General features: G+C 73.7%; 11 protein-coding genes and 1 pseudogene. 9 read left to right on the top strand and 3 right to left on the bottom strand.

Going from position 1 to position 18221, the window contains the following annotated elements; translation table 11 throughout:
- The first annotated feature begins 8 nt into the window (after positions 1-8).
- Positions 9-2681, top strand: coding sequence for an SUKH-4 family immunity protein (locus B100_RS0121805; RefSeq protein ID WP_024886532.1), 2673 nt, complete (start codon positions 9-11; stop codon positions 2679-2681).
- A gap of 248 nt (positions 2682-2929) precedes the next feature.
- The gene (locus B100_RS0121800; RefSeq protein WP_024886531.1) at positions 2930-3814 is read left to right on the top strand and encodes a hypothetical protein; all 885 of its coding nucleotides are present in this window, start codon (positions 2930-2932) and stop codon (positions 3812-3814) included.
- 20 nt (positions 3815-3834) lie between these two features.
- On the opposite strand, the gene B100_RS0121795 is transcribed toward B100_RS0121800, so the two are convergent.
- Positions 3835-5451: a sodium/solute symporter gene (locus B100_RS0121795; RefSeq protein WP_024886530.1), complete on the bottom strand. Its 1617-nt coding sequence runs from the start codon at positions 5449-5451 to the stop codon at positions 3835-3837.
- Positions 5448-5930 (bottom strand): DUF485 domain-containing protein, encoded by a 483-nt coding sequence (locus tag B100_RS0121790; protein ID WP_024886529.1) that lies wholly within the window; start codon positions 5928-5930, stop codon positions 5448-5450. Before B100_RS0121790 ends, B100_RS0121795 begins: the two co-directional genes overlap by 4 nt.
- Before the next feature lie 668 nt (positions 5931-6598).
- Between B100_RS0121790 and B100_RS0121785 the strand changes: the two genes are divergently transcribed.
- From B100_RS0121785 to mfd, 3 genes are all read left to right on the top strand, one after another.
- Entirely contained in the window at positions 6599-7387 is a 789-nt protein-coding gene (locus B100_RS0121785; protein WP_024886528.1) for an ABC transporter ATP-binding protein, read from the top strand.
- Complete coding sequence (locus B100_RS0121780) at positions 7384-9963, top strand: FtsX-like permease family protein (RefSeq protein ID WP_024886527.1); 2580 nt, start codon at positions 7384-7386, stop codon at positions 9961-9963. The genes B100_RS0121785 and B100_RS0121780 overlap by 4 nt, the downstream gene beginning before the upstream one ends.
- Before the next feature lie 370 nt (positions 9964-10333).
- Positions 10334-13867: a transcription-repair coupling factor gene (gene mfd / locus B100_RS0121775; protein WP_024886526.1), complete on the top strand. Its 3534-nt coding sequence runs from the start codon at positions 10334-10336 to the stop codon at positions 13865-13867.
- Between the two features lie 113 nt (positions 13868-13980).
- Here the strand turns inward: mfd and B100_RS0121770 are convergent, their stop codons facing one another.
- The gene (locus B100_RS0121770) at positions 13981-14166 is read right to left on the bottom strand and encodes an antitoxin (RefSeq protein WP_024886525.1); all 186 of its coding nucleotides are present in this window, start codon (positions 14164-14166) and stop codon (positions 13981-13983) included.
- A gap of 175 nt (positions 14167-14341) precedes the next feature.
- On the opposite strand from B100_RS0121770, the gene B100_RS0121765 reads away from it, so the two are divergent.
- From B100_RS0121765 to B100_RS0121750, 4 genes and pseudogenes are all read left to right on the top strand, one after another.
- Complete coding sequence (locus tag B100_RS0121765; protein WP_037723237.1) at positions 14342-15109, top strand: HNH endonuclease family protein; 768 nt, start codon at positions 14342-14344, stop codon at positions 15107-15109.
- Positions 15110-15241: 132 nt separating this feature from the next.
- Positions 15242-15790, top strand: a pseudogene (locus B100_RS35775) (SAM-dependent methyltransferase); the annotation flags it as partial.
- A gap of 221 nt (positions 15791-16011) precedes the next feature.
- A complete protein-coding gene (locus B100_RS0121755) occupies positions 16012-16659 on the top strand; it encodes a hypothetical protein (RefSeq protein WP_024886522.1) in 648 nt (215 codons plus the stop codon).
- A gap of 38 nt (positions 16660-16697) precedes the next feature.
- A complete protein-coding gene (locus tag B100_RS0121750) occupies positions 16698-18194 on the top strand; it encodes a protein kinase domain-containing protein (protein ID WP_486585679.1) in 1497 nt (498 codons plus the stop codon).
- Positions 18195-18221: the final 27 nt, after the last annotated feature.

The following is an 18221-nucleotide window of genomic DNA, read 5'->3' as shown; positions in this document are numbered from 1 at the left end:
TCGTAGCGATGGTGACGTTCGCGCAGGCGCAGGAGCGCGCGGAGGAGTGGGTCAACGGGGACGTGCCGGCGTACCAGCACCGTGAGGTGCGGGTACGGGAGTTCGGCCTCGGGTTCGTGGTGTGGGCGGAGGACCGTGCGGACGGGCCCCGTTCGGACGGTGGTGCGCAGCGGCTGGTGATCGCCCGGGACAGCGGTGAGGCGACGCTGTGGCCGTCGCTGCCGGTGGGTGAGGTGATCCGCCGGTACGAGGAGGAGTACGGGCGTGACGAGTCGGCGGCCGAGGAGCCGTCGGCGCCCGCGGCGCGGGTGGACCTGAACCAGACGTCGTTCCTGCTGAGTCCGCCGGAGTGGCTGCAGGAGGCGGCGGACCGGCTGGGCATTCCGGACCGGCGCTCGCAGACGTCGGGCGGCGGGACGGCCGGCGGGTCCGACGGCGGGTCGGCGGGGGCCGGGTCCGCGGGGGCGGCGGTGCCGGCGCCTTCGGCGGCTCCGGACGCCGGTTGGGCGTCGTCGTCGGCGGGTGCGGGGCGGGCCGCGGGGCCCGCCGACTCCGGGCACGCCGCGGGTTCCGCGCAGGCCGCGGGTTCCGCGCCGGGTGGTTCCGCGTCCGGTGACGGCAGCGGGGCCGCGTGGCCGGCGGCCGGCGGGAGCGGCCCGGACGCGGGCACGCCGTGGGCCGGTACGGACACCACGGCGGACGCCGGCGAGGACCGTTCCGTGCCGCTGCCGGAGACGGTGTTCGCGCCGCAGCTGAGCGAGCCGGCCGAGGACGGCCCGGCGACGCCCGAGGCTCGGACGACGCTGATGTCGGGCGGCAGCGGGCTCCCGGCGACGGCGGTCGCCCCGGCGCTCCCGGACGGCGGTGCGGGGCGGGTCACGCCGCCGCCCCCCACCCAGGCGGGTACTCCCGCGCCCGGTACCCCGGCTCCCGGCACCCCGGCTCCCGGTACTCCCGCGCCGGGTGCTCCCGTGCCGCCGCCGGCGGCTCCGGGTGCGCCGCAGCGGCCGCCCGCGCCGGACGCCGGTGACATCGCGGACGCCGCGACCAGCAAGGCGACCCCGCCGAGGCGCGGTCAGGGCGCGACGACCCCGCCGCCCCCGGGCGCTCCGGGGACGCCGGGCGCCCGCCCGGGCGGCACCCCCGCGCCGGGTCCGGCGGGCGGTTACGTGCCGACGCAGATGGTGTCGTCGCTGGGTCCGGAGGGGCCCGGGACGCCCACGCCGCCTCCGCCGGGCGCGCCCGCTCCGGGTGCCCCGACGCCGCCTCCGCCCGGTGCGCCGAACGCGCCCGGCGGTACGCCGCCGGGCGGGATGCACCACGCCGCGACGATGTTCGCCGACCCCAACGCCTCGGGTGCCGGTGCGCCCACGCCTCCGGGACCGCCCCCGGCCGCCCCGGGTGTGCCCGGCGCCCCGGGTGCCCCTCAGCCTCCCGGCCCGCCCGGTCAGCCCGGCGCTCCCCAGCCCCCCGGTCCGCCCGGTGCCCCCGGCAACCCGCCGGTGCACCACGCGGAGACGATGCTGGCCGCGCCCCCGGTCGGCGGTCCCGGCGCGCACCCGCCCCCGGCGCCCCCCGGTGCGCCCGGTGTCCCCGGCGGCGCGCCGCCGATGGTTCCCGGCGCCATGCCCCCGGGGACGCCCCCGCCCGGCGTTCCGGCACCGGGGCAGCCTCAGGCGTACGGCTATCCGCAGCAGCCCCCCGGTCAGCCGACCGTGGGCCCCGGCTACCAGGCCGTGCTGCGCTACCGCGCGCAGGACGGCTCGGAACAGCAGCTGATCCGGCGGTCCGCGCCGGGCACGCCGCACCCGGAGTGGCAGATCTTCCACGAGCTGCGCGCCATGAACGTGCCGCCCGGCCAGGTGCTGGAGCTGCACACGGAACTGGAGTCGTGCGAGCTGCCGGGCGCGTACTGCGCGCGGATGATCCGCGAGCAGTGGCCGCAGGCGCGGATCACGTCCATCGCGCCGTACGGCACCGACCACGCGAGCCGGCAGCAGGGCATGGGGCAGCTCCTCGCCCACCAGGGCGAGCTGCACCAGGTGGCGGACGGGCCCGCGCGTCCGGCGCCGGTGCGGGCGCCGATCCCGCCGGTGCAGCCGGCCCCGCCGATCCCGCCGGAGGCGATCGCGCAGGAGCTGGCCGCCGCGTTCGGGCCGGGGGTGTTCCGGTTCGAGCAGGCGGCGGTGTCCCGCCAGGGTGTGCCGCCGGTCGTGGCGCAGACGCTGGTGACGGCGGGTCTGCCGATGGACATGGGGCCGTTCTTCTGGGCGCAGGCCCAGCCGGGCCGTCCGGTGCCGACGCTGGCGGAGCTGGCCGCGGAGCGGGCGGTGCAGCCGGCGCCGGACGCGGGCTCGTACCTGGTGATGGGCAGCGACTTCGGCCGGGCGCTCTGTGTGCAGTACGGCACGGCGAACATCGTCGCGGTGCCCGTGGAGGCCGGTCCGGGCGGTACGGCCGTACCGCCGCAGTTCGTGAACACCGGTCTGCCGGAGTTCGCGCGGTGCCTGGCGCTGCTGGGCCGGATGTGGCGGCTGCGGTTCGGACTGAACCAGGAGCAGGCGGGCCGCTGGACGGTGGACTTCCAGGCACAGCTGGCCGCGCTGGACCCGGCGGCGCTGGGGTCGCCGGAGAGCTGGTGGTCGGTGCTGCTGGAGCAGATGTGGGACGGGCTGCTGTGAGCCGCCGCCTCTGAGGGAGCACACCCGTGGCCGGGCCCGGTCGTCGTCCGACGACCGGGCCCGGCTTTCGTCTGCCCGCCCGCGGGTGAGCCCCCGCGGCCGTCTCCGCTCCCGCGTCTCGGGGCCGTCAAGCGGAGTGTCGCGTTATGAACACTTCCGTGTCATCCATCAAGATGTGCGCGATTCATCCCATTTCGGGCTCGGTCGTCGTGCTGGGCTTCATGTCCGTCGGTGGAAGGGGTTCCAGGGTGAGCAGCGCATCGGTGTCGTCACGGGGATTCGAGATCGTACGGGGGCGCGGTTACCGCCCGTTGCAGGTGATCGCGTACGTCGAGGCGCTGTCGGACGACCGGGACGCCGCCTGGGAACGGGCGGCGCGCCTCACCGTGCTGGCCCGCGAGATGGAGGAGGAGCTGGAGCGGCTGCGGGTGCTGGTGGCGAGCCTGCCGGAGCAGACGTACGAGTCGCTCGGGGACGGCGCCAGGCGGCTGTTCCTGCTGGCGCTGGAGGAGGCGACGGCCGTACGGGAGTCCGCGCGGCAGCACGCGCGGGACCTGACGGACCTGGCGCGCGACGACGCCGCCGGGGTGGAGGGAGCGGCGCGGGCCTACGCCGCCGCGCTGCGTGCCGTCGCCGACGAGTTCGCCCGGGAGCGGCTGGCCGCGGCCCGCGAGGAGGCCGACGAGATCCGCATCGAGGCCCGGCTGGAGGTCAAGGAGCGGCGCTCCCGGGCGCTGGCGGAGGTGCGCCGGATGCGTGAGCGCACCTCGGAGATGCTCGCCGAGGAGGCGGGCGCGCAGGCGGAACGGCTGGACGAGGTCGCGCGCGAGGAGGCCGCGCGGGCGGCCGAGATGGAGGCCAGGCACGCGGAGGCGGAGGAGCGCGCCGAGCGGGTGCTGGCCGAGGCGCGGCAGGTGTTCGCCGACGCGGAGGAGGCGGCCGTGCGGTGCGCGGAGGAGGCGCGGGAGCGGGCGGCGGAGGTGCTGGCCGAGGCGCGCACCAGCGTGGAGTGCGTGGAGCGGGAGACCGAGCGGGTGCTGCGCGAGCATGCCGGCCGGCGGGAGGACGTGCAGACGCAGATGGACCACGTGTGCGCCAGCCTGAGCGCGCTGACGGGCCGTGCGGTGGAGTGACGCCCGGGGCCGGCGGGGTGTCAGGGCCTTCTGCGGACGGCCCCGGCGAGGATCCAGCCCTCCACCGCCTCGTACTGACGGCGCTGTTCCTCCGCGCGGGCGCGGCCGGAGGTCACGGTGCCGAGCCAGCCGCAGAGGAAGCCCACGGGGATGGAGAGCAGGCCGGTGGTGGTGAAGGGGAACCAGTTGAAGTCGGCGTCGGGGAAGGCGGCGACGGGCGATCCGGAGACCAGGTTGGTGCCCGGCATCAGCACCAGGACGCAGAGGGTTCCGCCGATGAGGGTCGCGAGCAGGCCCGTACGGGTGTAGCGGCGCCAGAAGAGGCTGTAGACGAGGGCGGGCGCGATGGCGGAGGCGCCCAGGCAGAAGGACAGCGTGATCAGCGGGTGCAGGCTGTGGTGCTGCACCAGGGTGGCCAGCAGGATCGCGGGGACGCCGACGGCCACGGCGGACAGTCGCGCCAGCAGCATCTCGCGACGCGGTGTCATCGCGCGGACGCGGGCCGCGAAGACGTCGTGCGCCAGGGAGTTGGCGCAGGCCAGGATCATCCCGGCGACGGAGGCGAGGACGGTCAGGAAGATCGCCGTGGTGACCGTGGTGAACAGGACGGTCTCCGCGGTGGACACCTCCGCGCCGAACACGGCGCGTGAGCCGAGCAGGTAGGCGGTGTTCCCGCGCGGGTCCGCCTCAGCGACCGCGGCCCGCCCGAGCAGGGCGGTCGCGCCGAAGCCGACGACGGTGATGACCAGCACGAACAGCGCCACCCCCGACACCGCCCAGGACATCGAGCGGCGCACCTGGCGGGCGCTGGAGGCGGTGTACATGCGCATGGTGATGTGGGGCAGGCAGGCACCGCCGAGGACCACCGTGAGGTGGGAGCTGATCATGTCGATGCCGGGGCTCGCGCCGCCGGCGAACTGCAGTCCGGAGGTGAGGAAGGCGTCTCCGGTGCCGCTGTTCGCGGCGGCCGCGTCGAAGAGGGCGCCCGGGTCCCAGCCGTAGCGGCGCAGGATCAGGGCGGCGACCACCAGACCGGAGCCGAGCAGCAGCACGATCTTCAGGATCTGGATGAGGGCGGTGCCCTTCATGCCGCCGATCGCCGCGTAGCTGATCATCAGCGCGCCCACGCCGACGATGCAGCCGGTCTGCAGGGACTCGCCGGAGAAGCCCAGGATGAACCCCATGAGCTGCCCGGTGCCGGCGAGTTGCACCAGCATCAGCGGCAGCAGCGCGGCGAGGGTGACGACGCTGGCGGTGACGCGGACCGCGCGGCCGCCCGGCATGCGTCGGGCGAGAGCGTCGCCCATGGTGAACCGGCCCGCGTTGCGCAGGGGTTCGGCCAGCAGGAACATCAGCAGCATCAGGGACAGGGCGGTGCTCAGGGCGAGCACGATCCCGTCGTGGCCGAACAGCGCGATGACACCGCCGGTGCCCAGGACGGTCGCCGCGGAGATGTAGTCCCCGGCGATCGCCAGGCCGTTGCGCATGGGGGAGAGGGAGCCGTAGCCGGTGTAGAACTCGTCGAGGTCGTCCCGGTCGGGGCCGGTCATGACGCAGAGCAGCAGGGTGACCGTGGCGACGGCGGAGAAGCCCACCAGGGACATGGTCTGCGCGGACTCGCCGAACCGCGGGCTCATCGCGTCGCCTCCCGCCGTGCGTCGACGGCCGCCTGGCGGCGGATCAGGTCGGCGAGCGGGTCGACGCGGCGCCGCGCGGTCCCCTCGTACAGGGCGACGGCCAGCCAGGTGACGGGGACCTGGAGCAGGGCGAGCAGCAGACCGGTGGGGACGCCGTCGGTGACGGTGCCGGTCATGAAGGACGGCGCGAACGCCGACAGCACGAGGAAGAGGACGAAGTAGCCGAGCGCGGTGAGGGTGGCGGTGCGGCGCTGCCACCGGTAGGCGCCGCGCAGCCGGCGCAGGTCGCTGTGGTGTCCCAGCGGGGCGTGCCGGGGCGCCCGGTGCGGCCTGGGCGGGGGTGGGGCGGGCGGCTGCCAGGGGTAGGTGCGGTGCGTGGGGGAGCCATGGGGAGGGCCGGCGTACGGGAAGCCGGGGTGGGGGTGCGGGTCGTACGGGCGTCGGGGGTGGTGGGGGTTCGGGGAGGGGTCGGCTGGCATCCCGTGCTCCTTGCGCGGTTCGGGTCCGGGTGGGGACCGCAGGGAGGGGGTGGGGAGCGGAGCCCGCACGCTACTCGTGCGTAGTGGCCTGCGCGACGGTTTGGCCGAACTGGTCGGCCGGTATGCGCTTACGTCGGCGGCGCAGGCCCTGAGCTGGGGTGTTACCCGGATTAACTCCGACTTTTGCGCCGTTCCCGGGGTTCCCGGCCCGCCCCGGGGCCAGGGCGCGCTTGACCCTGACGCGGCGGCAGGGGGAAGCCTGGGTGCGTCGGCGGGAAGGTGCCGGGCGGAACGGCGAGGAGGAGTCCGGGCGCACCGGAGGGAGGAGGTGACCCCGAGACGTACTCCGCCCCACGGGTGAGAGCCCCTAGGGGCACCTCCGTACTACGGCTCGGGGAGGGGTCGTACCGCCGGAGGACGCAAGGGGGCCGGCTCCGTCCTTAACCTGGCTTTACGCCGCCGGGGGGTGGCGGAGCACAGCACCGGGGGTGGGGTTTTCCTCAGGGAAAGACTGCGCTGAACACCAGCGCGCCGGGCCCCCTCCCGCCGCGAGACTGAAGCACGCACCGAGCACCACGCACCGAGCACCACGCACAGGCGGCCGCCGAGGACAAGGGCGGTCCGCCGGGGCACCGCTCTGCCTTGACGACTGACATAGGAGACATACCGTGACAACGGCTGTGACCATTCCCAGGCACGGGGGCACTGGAGGGACTACGGCCGTTGCCGCGCGGGCGCGGCAGGTCGTGAAGGCGTACGGGTCGGGGGAGACCCGCGTCGTCGCCCTGGACCACGTCGACGTGGACATCGCCCGCGGACAGTTCACCGCGATCATGGGCCCCTCGGGGTCCGGCAAGTCCACGCTGATGCACTGCCTCGCCGGGCTCGACACCGTGACGTCCGGCCAGATCTACCTGGACGACACGGAGATCACCGGCCTGAAGGACAAGAAGCTCACCCGGCTGCGCCGCGACCGGATCGGCTTCATCTTCCAGGCGTTCAACCTGCTGCCGACGCTCAACGCGCTCGAGAACATCACGCTGCCCATGGACATCGCCGGCCGCAAGCCCGACCAGGAGTGGCTGGACCGGGTGGTGGAGACCGTAGGACTCGCGGGACGGCTGAAGCACCGGCCGACGCAGCTCTCCGGCGGGCAGCAGCAGCGGGTCGCCGTGGCGCGGGCCCTGGCCGCCCGGCCGGAGATCATCTTCGGCGACGAGCCGACCGGCAACCTCGACTCCCGCGCCGGCGCCGAGGTGCTGGGCTTCCTGCGCCGCTCGGTCGACGAGCTGGGCCAGACCATCGTGATGGTCACCCACGACCCCGTCGCCGCCTCCTACGCGGACCGGGTGCTGTACCTCGCCGACGGCCGCATCGTCGACGAGATGCTCCAGCCCACCGCCGAGCAGGTCCTGGACCGCATGAAGGACTTCGACGCCCGGGGGCGTACGTCATGACCGTCCTCAAGACCTCGATGCGCAACTTCCTCGCGCACAAGGGACGCATGGCGCTGTCCGCGGTGGCGGTGCTGCTGTCGGTGGCGTTCGTCTGCGGGACGCTGGTGTTCACGGACACCATGAGCACCACCTTCGACAAGCTGTTCGCGGCGACCTCCTCGGACGTCACCGTCAGCTCCAAGGACGCCGACGACGGCGGCGAGACGACCGCCGGCAACGGCAGGCCGCCGGTGATCCCGGCGGCCGTGGTCGACCAGGTGCGCGGCGCGCAGGGCGTGAAGTCGGCCGAGGGCACGGTGTTCTCCACCTCCGTGACCGTCGTCGATGGCGACAAGGACAACCTCTCGCCCACCAGCGGCGGCCCGACCATCGTCGGCAGCTGGAACACCAACGACGCCCGCACCATGGAGATCACCGACGGTGCGGCCCCCGAGGGCGCGGACCAGATCATGGTCGACGCCGACACCGCCGACAAGCACGACCTGGCGCTCGGCGACGAGATCGGCGTGATCAGCGCCCTCGGCACCCACACCGCGAAGATCTCCGGCATCGCCGACTTCACCGTCACCAACCCCGGCGCCGCGATCTTCTTCCTGGACACGGCGACCGCCCAGCGGACCCTGGTCGGCGAGAGCGGCGTCTACACCAACGTCAACGTCACCGCCGCGGCCGGCGTCAGCGACGACCAGCTGAAGCGCGACGTCCTGACCGCGCTCGGCACCGACTACAAGGTGCAGACCGCCAAGGAGAGCGCGGACGCCAACAAGGAGGGCGTCGGCGACTTCATGGGCGTCCTGAAGTACGCGATGCTCGGCTTCGCCGGGATCGCCTTCCTCGTCGGCATCTTCCTGATCATCAACACCTTCTCCATGCTGGTCGCCCAGCGCACCCGGGAGATCGGCCTGATGCGGGCCATCGGCTCCTCCCGCAAGCAGGTCAACCGGTCCGTGCTGATCGAGGCGCTGCTGCTCGGCGTCGTCGGATCGGTCCTCGGCGTCGGCGCGGGCATCGGCCTCGCGGTCGGCCTGATGAAGCTCATGGGTCTCATGGGCATGGAGCTGTCCACCGGTGACCTCACGATCGCCTGGACGACCCCCGCGCTCGGCCTGCTCCTCGGCGTGGTCGTCACCGTCCTCGCCGCCTACCTGCCCGCCCGGCGGGCCGGGAAGATCTCCCCGATGGCCGCGCTGCGAGACGCCGGCACCCCGGCCGACGCCAAGGCCGGCCGCATCCGGGGTCTGATCGGCCTGCTCCTCACCGGCGCCGGCGGCTACGCCCTCTACCTGGCGGGCAGCGCGGACAAGGCCACCGAGGGCTCGCTCTGGCTGGGCCTCGGCGTGGTGCTGTCCCTCATCGGCTTCGTCGTCGTCGGCCCGGTGCTCGCGAGCGGCGTGGTCCGGGTCCTCGGCGCGGTCCTGCTGCGCGCCTTCGGCCCCGTGGGCCGCATGGCCGAACGCAACGCCCTGCGCAACCCGCGCCGCACCGGTGCCACCGGCGCCGCGCTGATGATCGGGCTCGCGCTGGTGGCGTGCCTGTCCGTGGTCGGCTCCTCCATGGTCGCCTCGGCCGGCGAGGAACTCGACAAGGCGGTCGGCACGGACTTCATCATCCAGAACGACCAGGGGCAGCTGGTCACCCCGGAGGCCGTCGAGGCCGTGAGGTCGACACCGGGCGTGGACCGGATCACCGAGTACAAGTGGACCCAGGCCGACTTCACCACGCCCGACGGGAAGACCAGCGACGACACCGCCATCACCGCCGCCGACCCGACGTACGCCACCGACCTGCGGGTCGAGACCGTCGCCGGCAAGCTCGAGGACGCCTACCTGCCCGGCTCGATGTCCGTCCACGAGAACTTCGCCAAGGACCACGACGTCACCCTCGGCTCGAAGATCGAGGTCGCCTTCAAGGACGGCTCGGCCGGCTCCCTGACGGTCCGCGCCATCACCAGCAGCGAGGGCGTGGTCGACGCGGGCGCGATGTACACGTCCATCGACACCCTCGCGCGGTACGTCCCGGCCGAGAAGATGCCGCTGGACCAGCTGGTCTTCGTCTCGGCCGAGGACGGCCAGAAGGACGCCGCGTACGCGGCGCTCAAGAAGTCGCTGGACGGCTTCCCGCAGTACCAGGTGCGCGACCAGACCGACTACAAGGAGGCCCTGCAGGACCAGATCGGCCAGCTGCTGAACATGGTCTACGGCCTGCTCGCCCTGGCGATCGTCGTCGCGGTCCTCGGCGTGGTGAACACCCTGGCCCTGTCGGTGGTGGAACGCACCAGGGAGATCGGCCTGATGCGGGCCATCGGCCTCTCGCGCCGCCAGCTGCGCCGCATGATCCGCATGGAGTCGGTCGTGATCGCCCTCTTCGGTGCCCTGCTGGGCCTCGGACTGGGCCTCGGCTGGGGCGCCACCGCGCAGCAGCTGCTCGCCCTGGAGGGCCTGAAGGTCCTCGACATCCCGTGGCCCACGATCGCCGGCGTGTTCGTCGGGTCGGCCTTCGTCGGCCTGTTCGCCGCGCTGGTCCCGGCCTTCCGGGCCGGCCGGATGAACGTCCTGAACGCCATCGCCACCGACTAAGAGCCCGGGCTCCCGTACGCGGGGGTCCCCGCGTGGCCCTCGGGTACGGGGCCCCGCCTGGCCTCCGCGTACGGGGGTCCTCCCGGCCCTCGGGTACGGGGGTCCTCCCGGCCCCCGGACATGGGGGCCCGTCCGGCCCCCCGACACGGGGGTTCGCCCGGCCACCGCACACGGGGGTTGCGGGGAGACCGGCGCCGGAAAGTCCGCACCAGGACTTTCCGGCGCCGGTGCGTGCGCCCCGACCCGGGTACTCGTGGTTGTCCACAGCCCCCGGCGGCCGTGGGCGGGGCGACGTACCCTTGACACCCCCGGCCCGCGGCGCGCGTCGGGCCCGTCGTGTTGCACACCCCGGAAGGGATTCCCGCCCCGCATGAGCCTGCACGGTCTGCTCGACGCCGTCGTCAAGGACACCGCCCTCGCGGAAGCGGTCACGGCCGCCACCGACGGCAACCGCATGCACGTCGACCTGGTCGGCCCGCCCGCGGCCCGTCCCTTCGCGGTCGCCGCCCTGGCCCGGGACACCGGCCGCCCCGTGCTGGCCGTGACGGCGACCGGGCGCGAGGCGGAGGACCTGGCGGCCGCCCTGCGCTCGCTGCTGCCGCCCGAGGGCATCGTGGAGTACCCGTCGTGGGAGACCCTCCCGCACGAGCGGCTCAGCCCCCGCAGCGACACCGTCGGCCGCCGCCTCGCCGTCCTGCGGCGCCTGGCCCACCCGCGCCCCGACGACCCCGAGACCGGCCCGGTCTCCGTCGTCGTCGCACCCGTGCGCTCAGTGCTCCAGCCGCAGGTCAAGGGCCTGGGCGACCTGGAGCCCGTCTCGCTGCGCTCCGAGCAGAGCGCCGATCTCAACGAGATCGTCGAAGCCCTCGCCGCCGCCGCGTACGCGCGCGTGGAGCTGGTCGAGAAGCGCGGCGAGTTCGCCGTGCGCGGCGGCATCCTCGACGTGTTCCCGCCCACCGAGGAGCACCCCCTCCGGGTGGAGTTCTGGGGCGACGACGTCGAGGAGATCCGCTACTTCAAGGTCGCCGACCAGCGCTCCCTGGAGGTCGCCGACCACGGCCTGTGGGCCCCGCCCTGCCGCGAACTGCTGCTGACGCCCCAGGTCCGGGAGCGGGCGGCCGCCCTCGCCGAGGAACACCCCGAACTGGGCGAACTGCTCGGCAAGATCGCCGAGGGCATCGCGGTGGAGGGCATGGAGTCCCTCGCCCCGGTCCTCGTCGACGACATGGAACTGCTGCTGGACGTGCTGCCCAAGGGCGCCATGGCCGTGGTGTGCGACCCGGAGCGCGTGCGCACGCGCGCGTCCGACCTGGTCGCCACCTCGCAGGAGTTCCTCCAGGCCTCCTGGGCGGCCACCGCCGGCGGAGGCGAGGCGCCCATCGACGTCGGCGCGGCCTCCCTGTGGGCCCTCGCCGACGTCCGGGACCGGGCCCGCGAGCTGGACATGATGTGGTGGACGGTGTCCCCGTTCGCCGCCGACGAGGAGCTCGACGGCGACACCCTCAAGCTCGGCATGCACGCCCCCGAGACCTACCGCGGCGACACCGCGCGGGCGCTCGCCGACACCAAGGGCTGGCTCGCCGACGGCTGGCGCGCGGTCTACGTCACCGAGGGACAGGGGCCCGCGTCCCGCACCGTCGAGGTGCTCGGCGGCGAGGGCATCGCCGCCCGCCTGGACGGCGACCTGGGCGCGCTCACCCCGTCCGTCGTGCACGTCTCCTGCGGCTGCATCGACCACGGCTTCATCGACCCGGTGCTCAAGCTCGCCGTGCTCACCGAGACCGACCTCACCGGCCAGAAGGCGTCCGGCCGCGAGGGCGCCCGGATGCCCGCCCGGCGCCGCAAGACCATCGACCCGCTCACCCTGGAGGCGGGCGACTACATCGTCCACGAACAGCACGGCGTGGGCCGCTACATCGAGATGGTGCAGCGCACCGTGCAGGGCGCCACCCGCGAATACCTGGTCGTGGAGTACGCCCCCGCCAAGCGCGGCCAGCCCGGCGACCGGCTGTACATCCCCACCGACCAGCTGGAGCAGATCACCAAGTACGTCGGCGGCGAGGCGCCCACGCTGCACCGGCTCGGCGGCGCCGACTGGACCAAGACCAAGGCGCGCGCCAAGAAGGCCGTCAAGGAGATCGCCGCCGACCTGATCAAGCTGTACAGCGCCCGCATGGCCGCCCCCGGACACGCCTTCGGCGGCGACACGCCCTGGCAGCGCGAACTGGAGGACGCCTTCCCCTACGCGGAGACGCCCGACCAGCTCACCACGATCGCCGAGGTCAAGGAGGACATGGAGAAGTCGGTCCCGATGGACCGGCTGATCTGCGGCGACGTCGGGTACGGCAAGACGGAGATCGCGGTGCGGGCCGCGTTCAAGGCCGTCCAGGACGGCAAGCAGGTCGCCGTGCTCGTCCCCACCACGCTGCTGGTCCAGCAGCACTTCGGGACGTTCAGCGAGCGGTACGCGCAGTTCCCGGTGACCGTGAAGGCGCTGTCCCGCTTCCAGACCGACACCGAGGCCAAGGCGGTACTGGAGGGCCTGCGGGAGGGCTCGGTGGACATCGTCATCGGCACCCACCGGCTGTTCTCCTCCGAGACCAAGTTCAAGGACCTGGGCCTGGTCATCGTCGACGAGGAGCAGCGGTTCGGCGTCGAGCACAAGGAGCAGCTGAAGAAGCTGCGCGCCAACGTCGACGTGCTGACCATGTCCGCCACCCCCATCCCGCGCACCCTGGAGATGGCGGTCACCGGCATCCGCGAGATGTCGACGATCACCACCCCGCCGGAGGAGCGCCACCCGGTGCTCACCTTCGTCGGTCCCTACGAGCAGAAGCAGATCGGCGCCGCCATCCGCCGTGAGCTGCTGCGCGAGGGCCAGGTCTTCTACATCCACAACCGGGTCGAGTCCATCGACCGGGCGGCGGCGAGGCTGCGCGAGATCGTGCCCGAGGCGCGTATCGCGACCGCCCACGGCCAGATGTCGGAGCAGGCGCTCGAGCAGGTCGTCGTCGACTTCTGGGAGAAGAAGTTCGACGTGCTGGTGTCGACGACGATCGTCGAGTCCGGCATCGACATCTCCAACGCCAACACCCTGATCGTGGAGCGCGGCGACAACTTCGGCCTCAGCCAGCTGCACCAGCTGCGCGGCCGGGTGGGCCGCGGCCGGGAGCGGGGGTACGCGTACTTCCTGTACCCGCCGGAGAAGCCGCTGACGGAGACGGCGCACGAGCGGCTGGCGACCATCGCCCAGCACACCGAGATGGGCGCCGGCATGTACGTGGCGATGAAGGACCTGGAGATCCGCGGCGCGGGCAACCTGCTCGGCGGCGAGCAGTCCGGTCACATCGCGGGCGTCGGCTTCGACCTGTACGTGCGGATGGTCGGCGAGGCGGTCGCCGACTACCGGCGCCAGCTGGAGACCGGCGAGATCGAGGAGGAGCCGCCGCTCGAGGTGAAGATCGAGCTGCCCGTCGACGCGCACGTCCCGCACGACTACGCGCCCGGCGAGCGGCTCCGCCTCCAGGCGTACCGGGCGATCGCCTCCGCGAACTCCGAGGAGGACATCAAGGCCGTCCGCGAGGAGCTCGTCGACCGCTACGGCAAGCTGCCGGAGCCGGTGGAGAACCTGCTGCTGGTGGCGGGCCTGAGGATGCTCGCCCGGGCCTGCGCGGTCGGCGAGGTCGTGCTGCAGGGCAACAACATCCGGTTCGCGCCGGTGGAGCTGCGCGAGTCGCAGGAACTGCGGCTGAAGCGTCTGTACCCGGGCACGGTCATCAAGGCCAACGCCCACCAGGTCCTGGTGCCGCGTCCGAAGACCGCGAAGGTGGGCGGGAAGCCGCTGGTCGGGCGGGACCTGCTGGGCTGGGTCGGGGAGTTCCTGACCTCGGTGCTGGGTTCCTGACGACGCCTCCGGTCAGGGCGCCCTGACCGGAGGCCGTCGCGCGCCACCGGAGCACGCAGGGCCGTCCACGCCGCATCTCGCGGTGGTGGACGGCCCTGACGGATGTGTGAGCCCTACGGCTGGTCGGGACGGTCGCGGTCCATGCCGAGCCGGCGCTCTGCCTGCTGTTGCGCGGTGTCGATGTGCTGCTCGTGCTTGCCGCCGGTCCTCTCGTTCATCTTCTTCTCCGCGGCGTCCGAGGCCTTGTGCGCCTTCTCGCGCGCCGCCTTGTTGCCCTTGAACTTGTCGAGGATGCCCATCCAGAGCTCCTTCCGAGGTGACTCAAATCCGACAATACGCGCGAAGAGGTCTTAACGTCCAAGTGGGGCCCCCTGTGGTCTGGACCAGTCGCTCGTTACGGTGAGGTTCCGGATCGAACGCTCCTGGCGGGGCAGGGTTACAGCAGAACAAGGGAGGGGCGCGGTGACGCGACGCATGGGGTGGGGCAGCAGGGTCCGGCGTACGGGAGGGGTGGCGGCCGTCGCCGTGGTCCTCCTCGCGGGATGCGAGTCGATACCGGAGGCCGACGTCCCGGCCGCCGGCGGCAGCGGAGGGGCGGCCCCCGACGGACACGCCGTCAGCCCGCTGGACAACCCCGAGGGGACCCGGCCCGGCCTCGCCCCCTTGACCGACGCGAAGGACCGCACCGCGGCCGTCGCCGTCATCGACAAGGTCGCCACCAAGGGCCGCGGACCGAAGACGGGGTACGACCGCGACGAGTACGGCTATGCGTGGATGGACACGGCCGACGGTGTGCCGCTGGCGCGGAACGGCTGCGACACGCGGAACGACTTGCTGAAACTCCATGGACGGGACGTCCAGTTCCGTACGGGTTCCGACTGTGTGGTCGTGTCGATGGACCTGTACGACCCTTACACCGGCAAGGACATCGCCTGGAAGAAGGCCAAGGCCACCGAGGTACAGATCGACCACGTGATCCCGCTGTCCTACAGCTGGCAGATGGGCGCCTCCCGCTGGTCCGAGTCCAAGCGCGAGCAGCTGGCCAACGACCCGCTCAACCTCCTCCCGGTCGACGGCGGCGCCAACTCGGCCAAGCGGGACTCGGGGCCGGCGTCCTGGCTGCCCCCGGCCAAGGGCATCCGCTGCGCCTACGCGGTCCGCTTCGCCCAGGTCGCCGTCAAGTACGAACTGCCGGTCACCACGGCGGACAAGGCGGCCATGAGGGAACAGTGCGGCGCCTGACCGACGCCTGACGACACCCGGCGCGGCGAGCGGCCGGCCCGACGGGCGGGCCGGCCGGCCCAGAGCGTCGAGGTCGATGATCTCGCCGGCGGGCTTGCGGGCCGGGACCGGCTTGCCGAAGTGCGGGCCGTGCCGCTGACCACCGTCGGCGAACTGGCGCGCGCGGGCGCGCTGGTGATGCGCACCGGCGGCCACGGCGGCCCCGCGCGCGTGCCCGTGCTCACCGACCACGACGTGCTGGCCGGGACCGCCCCCTCCGGGACACTCCCCGAGAGCGAGGAGGAACCGGCGCTGACCGAGGCGGGCGACGTCGTCCTGCCCGTGCTCGGCGGAGGGGCCGTGGCCCGGGTGGTCGACGAGGCGACCGCCGGCACCGTCCTCGGCCGCAACCTCGTGCTGCTGCGCCCCGATCCGGCCGCGCTCGACGCGTGGTTCCTCGCCGGGTTCCCGCGCGGCACCGCCAACCACCGCCGGGCCAGCAGCTACGCGTCCACCGCCACCCGGCTCGACGTCCGGCGCCTCCAGCTGCCCCGCCTCGCGCCGGACGAACAGCGGCGCTACGGTGCCCGGTTCCGCGACCTCGACGCGTTCGAGCGGGCGCTCAGGGAGGCCGGGCGGCTCGGCGAGCAGCTCGTGCGCGGGATGTACGACGGCCTGACGGACGGGACGATCGCCCCCGACCAGGGCTCCCGCCGCGGTTCCTCGCCCGTCGCACGGATCACCGGAACCCGCCGGTCCGCCCGCGGACGCCTCCGCGCCCCGGCGCGCGCGGAGTTCGCGCCGGTCGGCGGCATGCTCCGGTACGACAACGGTTCGGTACATCCCGGGACCGGTTGTCGCCATCGGCCTATACGCTCGGACTCCACCGGAGTTCCCATCGGCTACACCCGTCCAGGAGCAGCATGTACGGCCACGGCGCGGCGCCGCCCACACCCAGCACGGGATCGGTCATCACCCAGCGTGTGCTGTACACGGCGGCCGGCGTCCTGTGCTGCGGCCTGCTGGCCTGCGTCCCGCTGTTCCGGGTCGCGGTGCTGCGCGGGCGGGTCTTCGACTGGATAGCCGCCTGGGTGAGCATCCCGCTGTCCATCGCCTGCCTGGCCGTGGTCGGCTCCCTCCCGGAGGAGGACTGGCGGACCGACGCCGCCCTGGCCGCCGTGATGATCCTGGGCGCCTGCGCCGGCGCCTACTACCTGACGGTGGACATCCGGCTGCCCCGGCAGCGGAACCTCTACGCCGGCGCCGTACCCCCGTCGCCGCACGCCACCACGGTGCACGCCCCCGGCGTCCACGGCGCCTACGGCTTCCCGCAGCAGGCCACGCCGTACGCCCCCACCCCCGTGCCGCAGCCGCAGCCCCAGCCGCCGCACACACCGCATCCGCCGCACGGTCCGGTGCCGCCCGTCCCCGCCCCCGTGCCCCCGCCGCAGGCGCAGCCGCCGCAGCGGCCCGCGCCCGCCCGGATCGACCAGGTGCGCGCCGAGCTCGACGAACTGAGCGACTACCTGCGCCGCCAGGACGGTCAGCAGGGCCCCGAGGGTGGCAGGTGAGCGTGACGACGGGACGCGTCGTCGCCGGCCGCTACGAACTGTCCACGCTCATCGGGCAGGGCGGCATGGGACAGGTCTGGACGGCCTACGACAAACGGCTCGACCGGCGCGTGGCGGTGAAGCTGCTGCGCCCGGACAAGGTGGCCGGCCAGGAGGCCGACGAACTGCGCCGCCGCTTCGTGCGTGAGTGCCGGGTGACCGCCCAGGTCGACCACCCCGGACTGGTCACCGTGCACGACGCGGGCAGCGAGGGCGAGGAGCTGTTCCTCGTCATGCAGTTCGTCGACGGCGCCGACCTCGGCGACCACCTCGCCGAGCACGACCCCTACCCGTGGCAGTGGGCGGTCGCGGTCGCCGCGCAGCTGTGCGCGGTGCTCAGCGCCGTGCACGCGGTGCCGATCGTCCACCGCGACCTCAAGCCCCGCAACGTGATGGTGAAGCAGGACGGCACGGTCACCGTGCTCGACCTCGGTGTGGCCTCCGTGATGGACGCCGACACCACGCGCCTGACCCACACCGGCACCCCCATCGGCTCGCCCGCCTACATGGCGCCCGAGCAGGCGATGGGCGGCGCCGTCGGCCCGTACACCGACCTGTACGCGCTCGGCGTGCTGATGCACGAACTGCTCAGCGGGGACGTGCCGTTCGCCGGTTCCACCGCGCTCGGCGTGCTGCACCGGCACCTGTACGAGCCGCCGGTGCCGGTGCGCCGGCTCCGCCCGGAGGTGCCCGAGGCGCTGGAGGCCCTGGTGCTACGGCTGCTCGCCAAGGACCCGCAGCACCGCCCGGACTCCGCGCAGGAGGTCTACGAGCACCTGGCGCTGCTGCTGCCCGCCCGGGGCACGCCCACCGGCGCCCCGCTCGACCCCACCCGCCCGTTCCTCCGGCCGCACGCCCCCTGGCCGGACCGGGCACGGACCCCGGCACCGCAGCCCGCGCCCGCCGCGCCGCCCGCGCCGGTCGCGGAGAAGGCCGACGTGGCCGCCGCCGTGGACGAGGTGAAGCGGCTGCTCGGCGAGGGCCGCATCACCCAGGCCGTCGACATCCTCGGCTCGATCCTGCCGGTCGCCGCCGACCAGCACGGCGAGCACTCCCCGGTGGTGCGCACCCTGCGCAAGCAGTACGCGGCCACGCTCCTCGACGACGGCCAGTACCGGCGTGCCCTGCCCGAACTGCGGCGCCTCGCCGACGAACGCGCGGCCGAGGCCGGCCAGGCCGACCCGCAGTCGCTGCGCTACCGCTACGAGGCCGCCCAGTGCCTGGAACAGCTCGGCGAACCGGCCGCGGCCCTCGCCGAGTACCGGGCGCTGCTGGCGTACTACGAGAACCAGTACGTGGCCGCCGGCGACCCGCAGCTGGCCCACGACGTGCGGCGCCGCATCGGCCATCTGCTGCTGGCTCTCGGCGACCGGGCCGCCGCCCACGACACGCTGGTGCGGCTGCTGCACGACGTGGAGCGCGCGCAGGGGCCGGGGCATCCGCTCGCCGCGGAGATCCGCCGGACGCTGCAGTGGCTGGGACAGGTGCGCGGCTAGCCTTTCCGGCGTGACCGACTGACAGGG

This window comes from Streptomyces sp. CNH189 (assembly GCF_000527195.1).
This window is presented reverse-complemented; position numbering and strand designations above follow the sequence as displayed.